The organism is Flavobacterium sp. ASW18X (assembly GCF_005144745.1).
Lineage (GTDB): Bacteria > Bacteroidota > Bacteroidia > Flavobacteriales > Flavobacteriaceae > Croceivirga.
On sequence record NZ_SWKK01000003.1, the window covers coordinates 289539 to 304580 of the forward strand.

A 15042-nucleotide genomic window follows, 5' to 3' on the forward strand; every position below is an offset into this window, starting at 1 on the left:
GTTTTATTTTACCAGTCTTAGGCCAGTGTATTGCCACCTTAATTGTGGGTGAAAAAAATTTCTATAGGTGTGGCGTGTGTGTTTTATTGGGGTGGCTATAGAACCACCTCTGAGTACTTTTTGACTTACCATGAATTTGCCGTTGTATTCGCCCAAAGCCCCGTCTGCTTTTTTATAGTTTGGATAGGGTAGATAAGCACTTTCTGTCCATTCCCACCGGCTACCCCATTGTAGTTTGTCATTCGCAACTTCCCATTCAAATTCTGTTGGCAGTCGTAAACCCTTCCATTGTGCAAAAGCGAAGGCTTCATAAAAGGAAATATGAGCTAAAGGTGCATTTAATTGAATTGGTTGTAGGCCTTGTAATGTATAATACTGCCAATTATCTGCTATCAAGTGCCAATAACTGGGAGCTTTAATATTGTTGCTGGTTATCCAATCCCATCCTTCTGCATGCCATAAGTCAAAACGTTCATAACCACCATCGGTTATAAATTCTAAAAATTCACCATTGGTTACTAACGTGTTTCTAATACTAAAATCATGTAGGTAGACTTTATGTCTACCCAATTCGTTATCATAACAAAAAGCATCGCCCTTGTGACCTATTTCATAAACTCCCTTATCAATAGAAATCCATTCCGTTTGTGTTGCATCAGGGGGATATTCGACAATCTTATCATCATAACTTGGCAATAGTGGATTGTTACCAAGAATGTACTTAATATCTGTTAGCAATAATTCTTGGTGTTGTTTTTCATGATGAATGCCAATTTCTAAAAGTGCTATTACATCTTCAGTAATGGGGGCATCAAATAAAGTAGCAATGGCTTGGGTAACTTGCTCTCTATAGCTATAAATTTGAGAAACGGTTGGTCTACTTAAATTGCCACGGTTTGCACGTACCACTCGTTTGCCAACAGTTTCATAGTAGCTATTAAAGACAAATGAAAAATCCTCATGATAGGTTTTGTAATTCTTTACGTGGGGTTTAAGGATAAACTCTTCAAAAAACCAAGTAGTATGGCCCAAATGCCATTTTGGTGGACTCACATCTGCTATGGGTTGTACCACATAATCTTCTGTAGCTAGTGGTGCACAAAGTTTTTCGGATTGTTTTCTTGTTGCTAAGAAAAATTCCAGCATAGGGTGCATTGTGGGCATGTATAGCGTTTTTTCTAAATATACGCATTAAATAGGGGGCTACTACGCATTAGATATGTTATAAATTGGTAAAGAAAAGCTAAAAATGGTTCCCTCATTGGGTTTGCTTAATACCTTGATGCTGGCATTATGCAGTTCTACAATTTTTCTTACAATGGCTAAACCTAGGCCGGCCCCTTCTTTTTCATGACTTTGTTTGGTTTGTCTGTAGCGTTCAAAAATTAAAGCCTGATTTTCTTCTGTGATACCAGGGCCGTCATCCTTTATTAAAATAGCAACTTCTTTATTGTTGTTGACTAATTGAAGTGTAACCGTGCCGTTTTCTGGCGTAAATTTTAGGGCATTGTCTATTAAGTTTTGGATGGCACGTTCTACCAAAGATATATCTGCAAATACCAGCGGCACGTTTTCTGGAATGTCCAGTGAAAATTGAATGTTCTTTTTCTGCGCCAATACTTCATAGTTGTTGCAAATGTCATGCGCCAATTCGCTTAATAAAAATGGTTCTTTTTTGGGGGTTATTTGCTTGGCTTCTAACTTGGAATACTCAAACAATTGGGCTATCATCTTAGATAATCGCTCGCCACTAGAACTTATAATATCCATGTAGCGTTCTTTATCGCTTTCAGATAATTGTCCTTCTTTCATTTTCAAAGTTTCGATATAACCTTGTATTACGGATAAGGGCGTACGCAGGTCATGGCTAATATTGGCTATAAGTTCCCTACGCATGTTTTCTAAAGATTTTATGTGTTCCATATCTTTTAATATGGTATCTGCCATCTCGTTATAGGTGTTGGCAAGTCCGGTTAAATCGGTTTTGTGCTTGGCAGCAATTCGGTACTCTAAATCTCCTTGCTGAAAACGCTTGGCAGCATAGCTAATTTCCCGTAAGTTCTTGGTTAGATACCAAATACTAAGAATGCCTAAAAGTCCGGCAAAAAACAAGGTAAGGATAGAGATGCCCAAGCCCATTTTTTGTGCATATCCGCCAAACAATAACGCTTTGGTATTACTGTAATCTTGCCCAGCTAAAATAATGTAGATATAGCCTTCTTTTCCGCCTTTAGAAAATTTGGCTGCAGAAAATATTTGTTCTTCTCCAGGACTTCTAGGATTGTCTCCTAGGATATAGCCATTTCCATTTTGAGCAATAAAAGTTTCAATTGGGGCTAAGGCAACTTGTTCTTGTTGTTTTTTGGGGTCACTATGGTCTAGAACAACAGAATACTGTACTTTTCCTTCCATATCTAACAGATAAACTTCTATAGCACGATTTATTCCCATCATATCGTGCATAATGTCTCCAAACAAAGCTTTGTTTACATTGCCCAAACTATCTATGGGGCTTTCAGAAACAAATTTTTCGTCAATTAAATCTTGGGCTAAATTAGCGTGTAATCGTTGGGTGGTCTCGGATAAATAGTGATTAGAAAAATAAAATGTGGCCACCGTAAAACCAATACCGGCCAAAAGAAGTACCGCTAAGAAAGAAATTATTAGTTTGGTAATAAGCCGGTTAGAGTAGAGATTTTCTTTCATACTTCTTCATTGAATTTATAGCCAACACCCCAAGAGGTTAAAATATATCTTGGATTGCCCATGTCTGGCTCTATTTTAGAGCGCAATCTGTTAATGTGTGAGTTTACCGTATGCTCATAACCCTGAAAATCATAACCCCAAATAAGGTTAAGTAGCTTGGTACGGTCATAACTTTTACCGGGATTGCTAGACAGTAACACTAGTAAGTCAAACTCTTTAGGGCTTAAGTCTATTTTTTTGTCTTTTAGGGTAACTTTCCTGTATTCTAAGTCTACTGCTAGTTCTCCAAAGGTCATTTTTTTGGTTTCCTTAGTTATAGGTGCTACGGGAGCACTCATATTACCGCGTCTAAAAATGGCTTTTACACGTGCCAAGAATTCTCGTATGCTAAAGGGTTTAGTTAGGTAGTCGTCTGCGCCCATTTCCAAACCTAGTACCTTGTCTATTTCTTCAGATTTTGCCGTTAGCATTAAAATAGGACTATTTAGTTGTGCGGCACGTAGTCTTCTGCAAATTTCTATTCCGTCTAGTTCTGGTAACATTACATCTAAAACAATAAGGTCTGGCTTAAGAGATAAAGCTTTTTCCAAACCTTTTATCCCTTTTGTGGCGGTTTCCACTTGGCAGTCCAAGTCTTTTAAATGGAGTTCTAATAAATGAATAATTTCCGGGTCGTCCTCTATAATCAATACCTGCTTCATACGGGCTAAATAAGACATAATATTTCACAAAAAGTTCACAAGTCCACAAGGCATTGTGATGGTTTGTGATAAAATAGTCGCACTTTTCTTAAAAGGCTAACAATTTGATATTAAGATAGGCATTAAAGTGTTGAAAATCAACATGTAATAAATTTTGAAATTTCTGTGAAGAGTTTGCAATCTGTGGTGGGTTCCTTTGTCAAAACTTAAAAATTATAACAATGAACCACTTTAAATCATTATGGCTAATAGCAATATTGGCCTTAGTCGTAGTCTCGTGTTCAGATGACGATGATAGTACTACGACACTAGAAAATTTAGAAGCTGGCACACTAGCTGGCGGTCCTTTTAACTTTACGGTAGATGGTGTGCCAGATATGGTGAGCGGAATAACCTTAGACAATTTTACTGGACAAGGAGATGTACAGTCTTTTGTGATTACCGACGACGCTAAGAACATTTTGGGCTTACCGCCAACTTTTGAAGCCTTAGAAGGTGTGGATTTTGATGGGGCAGGAGAAGGTGTATGCTATATTTACCATATTACCTACCAAACGGGTTTAACAGGTTTGGAAACCGAACAAAATTTAGACGATTTAGATGGCACGTTTGATTTATCCAACTTTATTGTTGTAAATCGTGGCGGTCTTAACGCCGGAATGTTATCTGGCGGACCGTACGAATTTGTTGTAGATGGTTTACCAGATATGGTTTCAGAAATTGCATTGGATGCAGCAAATGTAACCGGCGATAACCAAACGTATGTAATTACAGATGATGCTAAAAATATCTTGGGTTTGCCACCAACCTTAGAAGCAGTGATGGGGGTAGATTTTGATGGGGCTGGTGTTGGTTCTTGTTACATTTATCACCTAACGTATTCCGCAGAATTAGGCGGATTGGAGCAAGGTGGTAACCTAGATAATCTTACTGGGCAATTTGCCGTGTCTAACTTTGTTGTAGTAGATAGAGTTGGGCTGAATGCAGGCGCATTAAGTGGAGGTCCTTATAATTTTGTGGTAGATGGTATGCCAGACATGGTGTCTGCTATTGCTTTGGACGAGACGGACCTAAATGGTGAAAATCAAACCTATGTAATCACAGACGATGCTAAAAATATTCTAGGATTGCCACCGACTTTAGAAGCAGTAATGGGTGTAGATTTTGATGGAGCTGGCGTAGGTTCTTGTTACATTTACCATGTTACATATACTTCTGGTATAGAAGGTTTGGAGCAAGGCGGTAATCTAGAAACCTTATCTGGTTCTTTTGCGGTGTCTAACTTTGTAACAGTAAACAGAAACGCATTAAACGCAGGTATCCTTTCTGGCGGACCGTTTATGTTTTCTGTAGATGGGACTGCCGATAGGGTTAGCGGTATTACTTTGGACGAAACTCAGCTAACAGGTAGCAATCAAGGTTATGTAATTACAGATGCAGACCTAAATATTCTAGGTTTACCGCCAACATTAGAAGACGTAGAAGGGGTGGATTTTGATGGCGCAGGCATAGGACTTTGTTTAATATGGCACATAACCTATGAAGATGGTATTGTGGGATTGGAAGCTGGAGCAAATGCAGCCGATTTGGATGGTTTTTTTGCGTTATCTAATAGCGTAAGTGTATATAGAAATCCAAATGCTGGAGTTATTTCTGGTGGTCCTTTTACCTTTCAAGTAGATGGTAACCCAGATATGGTAAGCGGTATTAGCTTGGATAGTAGTGCTGCCACAGGAAGTAACAGTACTTGGGTAATTACAGACGACCAAGGTAATATCTTAGGCTTGCCACCAACATTGGCAGCGGTAGAAGGTGTAGACTTTGATGGTGCTGGTACAGGCGTTTGTCTAATCTGGTATATGCGTTATGAAGACGGTTTAACAGGCTTGGAAATGGGTAGTAATGTAGACGATTTGGAAGGTTTGTACGGACTTTCTAATAGTATAACCGTAACACGAAACTAATTGCTATGGAAAAGAATGGTCTTTTCTAAGTGTTTTGTTTATTTAAAAAGCCCAAACCATTCGGTTTGGGCTTATGTATTTATACGGCCACGGCACCTTTAATATGTGGGTATGGGTCGTAATTTTTTAGGGTAAAATCTTCAAACGTAAAGTCAAATATGTCTTTAACGTCTAGATTTAATTCCATTGTGGGTAAAGGTCTAGGTTCTCTACTTAATTGTAGTTCTACCTGTTCCATGTGGTTGTTATAAATATGTGCGTCTCCAAAGGTGTGGATAAATTCCCCAGCTTCGTAACCACAAACTTGAGCCATCATCATTGTGAACAAGGCATAAGATGCAATATTGAAAGGTACTCCAAGAAAGATGTCTGCACTACGTTGATACAACTGGCAACTTAATTTACCGTTGGCTACGTAAAATTGAAAAAAGGCATGGCAAGGCGGTAAAGCTGCTTTACCATTGGCTACATTTTCTGAGAAAGATACAGAAGTATTTGGCATAACACTTGGATTCCAAGCAGAAACCAACATTCTACGGCTATTGGGGTTGTTCTTTAAGGTATCAATTACCTCTTTGATTTGGTCAATCTCTTCACTATTCCAGTTGCGCCATTGGTGCCCATAAACAGGACCAAGGTTACCATTTTCATCTGCCCATTCATTCCAAATACGTACGCCGTTTTCTTGTAAATAGGCAATGTTTGTATCACCTTTTAAAAACCAAAGTAGCTCGTGTATAATTGATTTTAAGTGCAATTTTTTTGTGGTCACCATAGGGAAACCCTCTTGTAAATCAAATCGCATTTGGTAACCAAAAACACTTAAAGTTCCGGTGCCCGTTCTATCTCCTTTTTGATTGCCCTCTGCAAGGACATGTTTTAATAAATCGTGGTATTGTTTCATAAAAAGCGCTCTACTGTCTCATGTATAGATAAGACTTTAAACTAAAAATAAAAGTAGCGGATAATTCAACCTAAATTCATTTTTGTTCTAAAGTATTATACACTTTTTATTAACGAGAAATGGTGCTGACAAAGCTTAGGCAAGGAAGATGGAATGGAGCGATTTTGTAGGATAGGTAAAAGGGAGGTTTTTAAAAATCCTGATGTCCTTTTTTTCCTATTGATTGACCATTGATTTTTATTCAAACTTCTTGTAAAAAAACAGATTTTAAAGGCATAGCGTAGCGGTTTCTCTCAAAATATCGATTACAATCTAGAATAGCCGCATTATTCCGAGTGAAAAGACCCCAAAAAAATCGGATTTAATAGTTTTTCTAATTGGGCTTTGGTACGTAAATAAACCAAGTACTTACAATTAACCTAAAATCATGCCGGCAATGGTGGCAGAAAGTAGGGACGCTAAGGAGCCACCTAGAACCGCTTTCATGCCAAATTCGGATAAGGTTTTTCGTTGTCCCGGTGCTAAAGAACCAATACCTCCAATTTGGATGCCTATGGAAGCAAAATTAGCAAAACCACAAAGCATATAAGTGGCCATGATTACCGATTTGTTATATGTGAAATGAGCACTGCTCGCTACATTTTTCAATTCTGCTAGTTGTATATATCCAATAAACTCACTTGCTGCGAGTTTGATTCCTAGTAATTGCCCCATTAGCATTACGTCCTCATTACTAACACCAATAAGCCACATTAAGGGGGCAAATATGGTACCTAGAATAGCCTCTAAAGAAAATGAATCGTAGGGAGTGTTAGCTGCTATCCAGGTATTTAGTGTAGTGTACTCGCCAACGCTACCTAGTATGCCGTTAATCATGGCAATAAAAGCAACGAATACTAAAAGCATTGCGCCCACGTTCACAGCTAGTTTTAAACCTTCTGTAGTACCATTGGCAATGGCATCTAAAAAGTTAGCCCCAATGCGTTCTTGAGATACCTGTACGTCTGTATTAATGCTTTCTGTTTGGGGATATAATATTTTAGATATAACGATAGCTCCAGGTGCAGCCATAACAGAGGCAGCTAATAGGTGTTTGGCAAAAACCAAACGTAAAGCGGGGTCGTCACCTCCTAAGAATCCAATATAAGCAGCTAAAACGGCACCAGCTACCGTGGCCATGCCGCCAACCATTACTAAAAGAATTTCTGACTTATTCATTTTTTCTAAATAAGCCTTGATAAGTAATGGAGCTTCCGTCTGACCTAAAAAGATGTTTCCTGCAATAGATAAGCTTTCTGCGCCAGAGATACCTAAGGATTTGGTTAATAACCAAGCCAATGCTTTGACCACTTTTTGTATTACTCCTAAATAAAACAACACAGAGGTTAAAGCAGAAAAGAAAATGATGGTCGGTAGAACTTGAAAGGCAAAAATGAACCCGAAGGTATCCATATCTACCACAAGGCCTTCAAATAAAAATTGACTCCCAGCTCGGGTAAAATCTAGAATGGAAACAAAAACTTCGCCGATGGTTTCAAAAACCAACTGCACAAAAGATACTTTTAGAACTCCTATGGCAATGATTAGTTGTATGGCTAAGCCAATACCTACTGTTTTCCAATTTATGGCTCTTTTATTGGCACTGAATAAAAAGGCAATTATAACTAGCGCGGCCATGCCCAACATTCCTCTTAACAAAGTGGATAAAGAAAAACCTTGGTTAGGCACCAATTGGTTTTCTGTGCTGTTTAAGCCAATGGTAGTGGCGGTGTTGGCAAGGCTATCTGCCACAACGGGCTCTTGTGCCACCAACTGTGAACTTAGAAGTCCTAGTATGATGAAGCACCAAAACTTGGCTGGTTTCATATAAAATGGAAGTTATTTTCTTTTAGAAATTTCGTCTCTTAATTGGGCTGCTTTTTCATAGTCCTCTTTGGCAACCGCTTTGTCCAATTCTTGGTGTAGTTCTTCCAAGGTCATTTCTCTGTAGGCACCGCTAGGATTAGAATCTATCTCTACAGTTTCTCCTTCTTGCAGAATTTCGTCTACCATAATACTGTCATCACTTTCGTTCTCTTCCTTATCTTGATTAGAGAACTTTAAAAAGATGCCTGCCTTATCTAAAATGGTTTTATAGGTAAAAATAGGGGCGTTGAAACGCAAGGCTAAAGCAATGGCATCACTGGTGCGTGCGTCTACAATTTCTTCGTGGCCGTCTCTTTCGCTAATAATGCTAGAATAGAATACGCCATCAACCAATTTATGAATGATTACTTGCTTTACAAGGATGCCAAACCGATCGCAAAAATTCTTAAATAAATCGTGGGTTAGTGGTCTTGGAGGCTTAATTTCCTTCTCTAGGGCAATGGCAATAGACTGGGCTTCAAAAGCACCAATAACAATTGGGAGTTTACGGTCTCCTTCAACTTCATTTAAAATAAGGGCGTACGCGCCGTTTTGTGTTTGGCTGTAAGATATTCCCTTAATCTTTAATCGTACTAAACTCATATTAACTTTTGCCTAAAATAAAAGTGGCTGTTCAAAAATATGGCCTAAACCGAATCTGAACAGCCGCTTCCAAAAGGCAAATTAACAAAATTTAAGCGTTTTGGGCTTTAAATTCTTTTAATTTTTCTATGAGTTGAGGTACCACTTCAAAGGCATCACCGACAATACCGTAGTCCGCTGCCTTAAAGAATGGTGCTTCTGGGTCATTATTGATTACTACCTTGGTTTTAGAGGCACTTACTCCTGCAAGATGCTGTATGGCTCCAGAAATACCAATAGCAATGTAAAGATTGCTAGCTACTGGTTTACCGGTCTGCCCAACGTGCTCACTATGTGGTCTCCAACCTAAGTCAGAAACCGGCTTAGAGCAAGCCGTTGCGGCACCGAGGACGTCTGCTAATTCTTCTATCAATCCCCAGTTTTCTGGTCCTTTAAGGCCTCTACCGCCAGAAACAACGACATCAGCATCTGCAATTGTAGCTTTGCCTACAACCTTATCCACCTCTACAGATTTTACACCTAAATCGGTGTCAGCTATCGTTGGAGCAAAAGCTTCAACACTGGCTGTAGTACTATTTTCTACAGTGCCGTAAGCATTGTTAGAAACGCCTACAATCTTAATTTCTGATGTAATCTCTGTATGTGCAAAGCCTTTGTTACTAAAAGCAGTACGCTTAACAACAAAAGGGGCTGAGCTTTCTGGTGCAGCCACAACATTAGGAGCATACCCTGCTTTTAAAGTTCCTGCAAGGATGCCACCTAAAAACTTACTGTCTGCACTAGAACTAATGATTACTACTTTAGCGCCTTCGGCTTCTACCGCTTGTGATATTGCACTGCTATAGGCCTTCGCATTAAAAACGCTTAATTGGTCGTTACTTACATTAAGTACTTTGGCTACACCGTAAGTTCCCAATTCTGAAGCGTCTTCTACATTAAAGGTAATAGCAGTTACACTAGTGCCCATTTTTTGAGCTACATCATATGCATAAGAAGCTACTTCAAAAGCGTTCTTTTTTAATTTTCCTTTTTCTGATTCTGTATATACTAAAACTGACATTTTCTTCTTGCTTTAAATTAGATTACTTTGGCCTCATTGTGTAACAATGCAACTAACTCACCAACATTACCAGCGTCTACCAACTTAACAGGTCCTTTAGCTGCAGGCTTTTCAAAGCTTTGATCTGTTGTAAAACTTGCAGCATCCGCAGGAGGCACAACATTTAATGTTTTTTTACGAGCCATCATAATCCCTCTCATGTTAGGGATACGTAAATCGCTTTCTTCTACTAATCCTTTTTGACCACCGATAACTAGAGGTAAACTAGTACTCACTTTTTCTTTACCGCCATCTATTTCTCTAACAGCGGTTGCGTTGGTACCGTCTACTTCTAAGCCTATACATGTATTTACAAAATTCATTTCTAATAAAGAAGATAGGATACCAGGGACCATACCTCCATTGTAATCAATAGATTCACGACCAGCTATAATTAAATCATAACCTCCATTCTTAACTACTTCTGCTAACTGGCTAGCAACAAAAAAACCATCTGTAGGCGTAGCATCTATTCTAATTCCCTCATCAGCACCAATAGCTAAGGCTTTTCTCATAGTTGGTTCCACGCTAGCATCACCAACCGTTGCAATGTGTACAGTAGCTCCTTGCTTTTCTTTAAACCACATTGCTCTAGTAAGCCCAAACTCATCATTTGGATTTATCACAAATTGTACTCCATTTGTATCGAACTTGGTGTCACCGTCTGTAAAATTTATCTTAGAGGTGGTATCAGGTACGTTACTAATGCAAACTAATATTTTCATAGTATTAGGTTAATTTATTACGACTGTAAAGATAACGATTTTTCCCAAATTTATTATGCATGCATAATAAATTTTGTCATTTTTTTGTTTTTTGTGGGTAATCCGTTCCTGTATTATTTCCTATTTTTGCTAGCATTTAAAATAAACCACTCCAGTTATATATGAAGACATTACAATTTAGACAGGCTATAGCAGAGGCCATGTCCGAGGAAATGAGAAGGGATGAGTCCATTTACCTTATGGGAGAAGAGGTTGCAGAGTATAATGGCGCTTATAAGGCTTCTAAAGGAATGTTAGATGAGTTTGGTCCAGACCGTGTTTTGGATACTCCTATCTCTGAGCTTGGCTTTGCCGGTATTGGAGTGGGGTCTGCCATGAATGGTAACCGCCCTATTATTGAGTTTATGACCTTTAATTTCTCTTTGGTAGGGATTGACCAAATAATTAACAACGCAGCAAAAATTAGACAGATGTCTGGCGGTCAGTTTGATTGCCCTATAGTATTTCGTGGTCCTACAGCCTCCGCAGGACAATTAGCAGCAACACACTCACAAGCTTTTGAAAGTTGGTATGCTAACTGTCCGGGTCTTAAAGTGGTAGTGCCATCTAACCCAGCAGACGCAAAAGGCTTATTAAAAGCATCTATTAGAGATAACGACCCGGTTATCTTTATGGAGTCAGAGCAAATGTATGGGGATAAGGGTGAAGTTCCAGAAGGGGAATATACTATTCCTCTAGGTGTTGCAGAAATTAAAAGAGAAGGTAAGGATGTTACCATAGTTTCTTTTGGTAAAATAATAAAGGAAGCATACAAAGCTGCAGACGAGTTAGAAAAAGAAGGTATTTCTTGTGAGGTTATCGATTTAAGAACGGTACGTCCTATGGATCATGAGACCATCTTAAACTCGGTTAAGAAAACCAATAGATTGGTAATTTTAGAAGAAGCTTGGCCATTTGGCAACGTTGCTACTGAGATAACGTATCAGGTACAAGAGAAAGCGTTTGATTATCTAGATGCTCCTATTATAAAAATTAACACCGCAGACACACCTGCGCCATACTCTCCTGTTTTATTAGAAGAGTGGTTGCCAAACAGTGACGATGTGGTAAAGGCTGTTAAGAAAGTGTTATATAAAGACTAATGCGATATATCTAAGGTATATTAGCCCCGTCAAAAAATCTTTTGACGGGGTTTTTCTTTTAATGTATAAGTGTCTAATTCTGCAAACAGGTGTCTTATACTAACAGATTGTGGATGGGATGGCAGTCCCAAGGTAGAAACAGACTACATGCAAAAAATCTTAAGTTACTTATTCTTTATATGTTTTATCACTGCTTATGCCCAAACCAAAGTTGGTGGTATGGTGGTAGATGAGTTTGGGGAAGGGGTTCCCTTTGCTAATATTTTATTCAAGGATTCTTCAGAAGGTACTATTACAAATGATAATGGTAGGTTTTATCTAGAGTCTGATAATACTTTTGAAATCCTAGTGGTTTCTTATGTTGGCTATGATACCAAAGAAATTGTATTGCCTAAAAAAGTAAACTACAACATGGAGATTGTGTTGGTAGAAGCAGCACAACAATTAAATGAAGTTGTAGTATATACTGGGAAACAATCAAAAAAAAATAATCCAGCTATTGAAATTCTTAAAAAAGTTTGGGCCAAGAAGAGAGAAAACGGGGTATATAAATACAATAGTTATGAATACGATAAGTATGAAAAGGTTGAGTTTGATTTAAATACCATAGACAGCTCGCTTATAAAGAGTAAAATGTTTCGTGGGTTAGAGTTTATGTTTGATGATTTAGATACTTCCCGAATCACAGGGAAAACCTACCTGCCAATGTTCCTTAATGAAGTCTTTTCTAAAGTTTATGGTGATAACAAACAAAACCTGAAGAAAGAAGATGTTTTAGGGAATAAAAGTTCTGGTTTTGCAGGAAATCAGGCAATAACGGCATTTGTAGAAGACTTATATTCAGATTACGACATCTACAACAATTATCTTAAGTTTTACGATAAAAGCTTTACAAGTCCAATTTCTAAAACAGGTGTAGATACTTATAATTATGTGCTAGCAGATAGTACCTTTATAGATAACAAATGGTGCTACAATATTATTTACTATCCCAGAAGAAAGAACGAACTTACTTTTAAGGGCGATTTCTGGATTGCAGACACCTCCTTTGCTGTCAAAAAAATTAATATGGAGGTCACTAAAAGTGCCAACATCAATTGGGTAAAGGATATTTACATTGAGCAAGATTTTGATGTTGTCAGTGATTCGGTCTTTTTATTGAAACGAGATTATATGCTTACTGATTTTGCGTTCAGTAAAAAAGAAGATTCCCGAGGCGTTTATGGTAAACGTACTACCGTATATGATCATTACAATTTTAATCTAGACCGTCCAGAAGCCTTTTATAAGTCAGAAAGCGACCCTTATGACCCAAGGGTGTTTGATCGGGATAGCGTCTTTTGGAAAAATGCTCGTTTAGAACAATTGAATGATGATGAAGAAGGCATTTTTCAGTTATTAGATACGCTTAAAACAGTACCAAAATTCAGAACTTATTACGATGTGGTAAGTATTCTGGGTTCTGGCTATGTAGAAATAGATAAATGGAATGTAGATATAGGGGACGTATACAGTACTTTCGGTTTTAATGATGCAGAAGGTATACGAGTACGTGGTGGCGCAAGAACTTATTTTGGCCAGAATGATCCATGGCGTGTAGAAGCCTATACCGCTTATGGTTTTGAAGATAAAAAATTTAAATACGGTATTTCTGGTAAAGTGTTATTAGACCGCAAGAATAGGATTATCCTATCTGGTGGTAATCGTAGAGATATTGAACAATTAGGGTTAAGCCTTACCAGTACTACAGATGTTCTGGGCAGAAGCATCGCCTCCTCTTCCTTAGTTTCTGTGGGGAGTAACAACAGGCTTACGAATATTAATCTCTCTGTATTGAATTTAGAAATAGAACCTGTAAAAAACCTTCGGTTTAATGTAGGTACTTCTTTTAGAACATTAAGTTCTGCCTTGCCAGAAGCGTTTAGTTTGGCTTATGTAGACCCGAGTTCAGAGACTGGTATTTCTTCAGAAATCAAACAATTCGACATTAATACGTCTATCATTTTTACACCAGGTAGAAGGACTATTGGTTACGGTGTGGAGCGTTCAGATATAGATGATGACATCAGCACTATTGTCTTAAATTATACCAAAGGGTCAAAAGGTTTTTTAGAAAGCGATTTTGATTACGAGCGTTTGCAATTTAGCTATACGCAACCATGGCAATTAGGTGGTTTTGGTAGGTTGCTAACTTCTGTAGAATTGGGTAAAACGTTTGGCGAGGTACCATTAGGATTATTGAGTGTTATACCGGGTAACCAAACCCTTTTTACCATTTATAATACCTTTCCAAATTTAGATTTTTATGAGTTTGTAACGGATACCTATGCTACAGTTCATTTAGAACATAACTTTAATGGAAGAATTTTTTCTAGAATACCAGTAATTAGAAACTGGAATTTAAGAGAGATAGTAGGGGTACGCGCAGCCTGGGGTAGCATCTCTGATGAAAATATAGCATTGAGTAGTCCTACAAATATTCCGCTAATTGCCCCTAATAATACACCATACTGGGAATATTCTTTTGGAGTTGGTAATATTTTTAAGATTTTTAGATTGGATTTCAATTTTAGGGGTAACTATTTAGATGCTCCAAATGCCAGGTCCTTTGGTATAACAGGTTCTTTCGGATTTAACTTTTAGATAAGAATTGAACTACAATTAACATAGAAATCCTTCGTTTAAGTTACTTTTGCAACCTAAATTTTTAAATATGGCTAAGCAAGCAGGAGAAAATAAAGGAAAAAATACAATCACATTTGACGTTCTTATTGAAATTCCTAAAGGAAGTAGAAACAAATATGAGTACGATTTTGCCCTGAATAAAATCCGTTTTGATAGAACATTATTCTCATCTATGATGTATCCAGGAGACTATGGTTTTGTGCCAGAAACCTTGGCATTAGATAAAGATCCGTTAGACGTGCTGGTATTAGGTACGGAGCCTACCTTTCCTATGGTAGTAATGGAGGTGAGACCAATTGGTGTTTTTCATATGACAGATGAAAAAGGTCCAGATGAAAAGATTATCTGTGTTCCTGTTAACGATCCCGTTTGGAACAGAAAAAAGGATATCAGTGAAATAAATCCACACCGAATGAAAGAGATAGAACATTTCTTTGCAGTATACAAGGATTTAGAAGAGAAAAAGGTAGATACTGGCGGTTGGGGAGATGCTCAAGAAGCGATTAAAATCTACCATGAATGTGTAGAGCGTTATGAGAATAGCGAACACAAAGCAAACAGAACTTTTATGATATAAGGTTAGTTATCGCCACAATATAAAGCCATCT

Annotated in this window: 12 protein-coding genes; 4 read left to right on the forward strand and 8 right to left on the reverse strand. The window is 38.0% G+C overall.

All coding sequences use genetic code 11. The features are described 5' to 3' along the window. Positions 1-3 precede the first annotated feature (3 nt). Genes egtB through FBT53_RS02300 form a run of 3 tightly spaced genes read right to left on the reverse strand, consistent with a single transcriptional unit; the run spans position 4 to position 3407 of the window. A complete protein-coding gene (gene egtB, locus FBT53_RS02290) occupies positions 4-1164 on the reverse strand; it encodes an ergothioneine biosynthesis protein EgtB (protein ID WP_136949549.1) in 1161 nt (386 codons plus the stop codon). Positions 1165-1206: 42 nt separating this feature from the next. Then, a complete protein-coding gene (locus FBT53_RS02295; RefSeq protein WP_136949550.1) occupies positions 1207-2706 on the reverse strand; it encodes a HAMP domain-containing sensor histidine kinase in 1500 nt (499 codons plus the stop codon). Then, a complete protein-coding gene (locus tag FBT53_RS02300) occupies positions 2703-3407 on the reverse strand; it encodes a response regulator transcription factor (protein ID WP_169630304.1) in 705 nt (234 codons plus the stop codon). Before FBT53_RS02300 ends, FBT53_RS02295 begins: the two co-directional genes overlap by 4 nt. Before the next feature lie 221 nt (positions 3408-3628). On the opposite strand from FBT53_RS02300, the gene FBT53_RS02305 reads away from it, so the two are divergent. After that, on the forward strand, positions 3629-5371 hold the full coding sequence (locus FBT53_RS02305) for a hypothetical protein (RefSeq protein ID WP_240729746.1): 1743 nt from the start codon (positions 3629-3631) through the stop codon (positions 5369-5371). Positions 5372-5450: 79 nt separating this feature from the next. On the opposite strand, the gene FBT53_RS02310 is transcribed toward FBT53_RS02305, so the two are convergent. The 5 genes from FBT53_RS02310 to FBT53_RS02330 all read right to left on the reverse strand — a co-directional run bounded on the left by FBT53_RS02310 (position 5451) and on the right by FBT53_RS02330 (position 10607). Beyond that, positions 5451-6275 (reverse strand): thymidylate synthase, encoded by an 825-nt coding sequence (locus tag FBT53_RS02310; protein WP_136949552.1) that lies wholly within the window; start codon positions 6273-6275, stop codon positions 5451-5453. 414 nt (positions 6276-6689) lie between these two features. Further along, positions 6690-8141 (reverse strand): NupC/NupG family nucleoside CNT transporter, encoded by a 1452-nt coding sequence (locus FBT53_RS02315; RefSeq protein ID WP_136949553.1) that lies wholly within the window; start codon positions 8139-8141, stop codon positions 6690-6692. 12 nt (positions 8142-8153) lie between these two features. Then, positions 8154-8783, reverse strand: a complete 630-nt coding sequence (locus tag FBT53_RS02320) for a bifunctional nuclease family protein (RefSeq protein WP_136949554.1) — start codon at positions 8781-8783, stop codon at positions 8154-8156. Positions 8784-8874: 91 nt separating this feature from the next. Then, positions 8875-9843, reverse strand: coding sequence for an electron transfer flavoprotein subunit alpha/FixB family protein (locus FBT53_RS02325; protein ID WP_136949555.1), 969 nt, complete (start codon positions 9841-9843; stop codon positions 8875-8877). Between the two features lie 17 nt (positions 9844-9860). Next, complete coding sequence (locus FBT53_RS02330; protein WP_136949556.1) at positions 9861-10607, reverse strand: electron transfer flavoprotein subunit beta/FixA family protein; 747 nt, start codon at positions 10605-10607, stop codon at positions 9861-9863. Positions 10608-10768: 161 nt separating this feature from the next. Between FBT53_RS02330 and FBT53_RS02335 the strand changes: the two genes are divergently transcribed. The 3 genes from FBT53_RS02335 to FBT53_RS02345 all read left to right on the forward strand — a co-directional run bounded on the left by FBT53_RS02335 (position 10769) and on the right by FBT53_RS02345 (position 15011). Further along, positions 10769-11749 carry a pyruvate dehydrogenase complex E1 component subunit beta gene (locus FBT53_RS02335; protein ID WP_136949557.1) on the forward strand — a complete coding sequence of 327 codons (981 nt, stop codon included), beginning with the start codon at positions 10769-10771 and terminating at the stop codon, positions 11747-11749. 147 nt (positions 11750-11896) lie between these two features. After that, a complete protein-coding gene (locus FBT53_RS02340; protein ID WP_136949558.1) occupies positions 11897-14392 on the forward strand; it encodes a DUF5686 family protein in 2496 nt (831 codons plus the stop codon). Positions 14393-14462: 70 nt separating this feature from the next. Then, positions 14463-15011: an inorganic diphosphatase gene (locus FBT53_RS02345; protein ID WP_136949559.1), complete on the forward strand. Its 549-nt coding sequence runs from the start codon at positions 14463-14465 to the stop codon at positions 15009-15011. Positions 15012-15042 lie beyond the last annotated feature (31 nt).

Bases quoted from the DNA above. Each gene is read 5' to 3' on its own strand.
- egtB (WP_136949549.1), bottom strand. From the start codon at position 1,164: ATGCCCACAATGCACCCTATGCTGGAATTTTTCTTAGCAACAAGAAAA.
- FBT53_RS02295 (WP_136949550.1), bottom strand. From the start codon at position 2,706: ATGAAAGAAAATCTCTACTCTAACCGGCTTATTACCAAACTAATAATT.
- FBT53_RS02300 (WP_169630304.1), bottom strand. From the start codon at position 3,407: ATGAAGCAGGTATTGATTATAGAGGACGACCCGGAAATTATTCATTTA.
- FBT53_RS02305 (WP_240729746.1), top strand. From the start codon at position 3,629: ATGAACCACTTTAAATCATTATGGCTAATAGCAATATTGGCCTTAGTC.
- FBT53_RS02310 (WP_136949552.1), bottom strand. From the start codon at position 6,275: ATGAAACAATACCACGATTTATTAAAACATGTCCTTGCAGAGGGCAAT.
- FBT53_RS02315 (WP_136949553.1), bottom strand. From the start codon at position 8,141: ATGAAACCAGCCAAGTTTTGGTGCTTCATCATACTAGGACTTCTAAGT.
- FBT53_RS02320 (WP_136949554.1), bottom strand. From the start codon at position 8,783: ATGAGTTTAGTACGATTAAAGATTAAGGGAATATCTTACAGCCAAACA.
- FBT53_RS02325 (WP_136949555.1), bottom strand. From the start codon at position 9,843: ATGTCAGTTTTAGTATATACAGAATCAGAAAAAGGAAAATTAAAAAAG.
- FBT53_RS02330 (WP_136949556.1), bottom strand. From the start codon at position 10,607: ATGAAAATATTAGTTTGCATTAGTAACGTACCTGATACCACCTCTAAG.
- FBT53_RS02335 (WP_136949557.1), top strand. From the start codon at position 10,769: ATGAAGACATTACAATTTAGACAGGCTATAGCAGAGGCCATGTCCGAG.
- FBT53_RS02340 (WP_136949558.1), top strand. From the start codon at position 11,897: ATGCAAAAAATCTTAAGTTACTTATTCTTTATATGTTTTATCACTGCT.
- FBT53_RS02345 (WP_136949559.1), top strand. From the start codon at position 14,463: ATGGCTAAGCAAGCAGGAGAAAATAAAGGAAAAAATACAATCACATTT.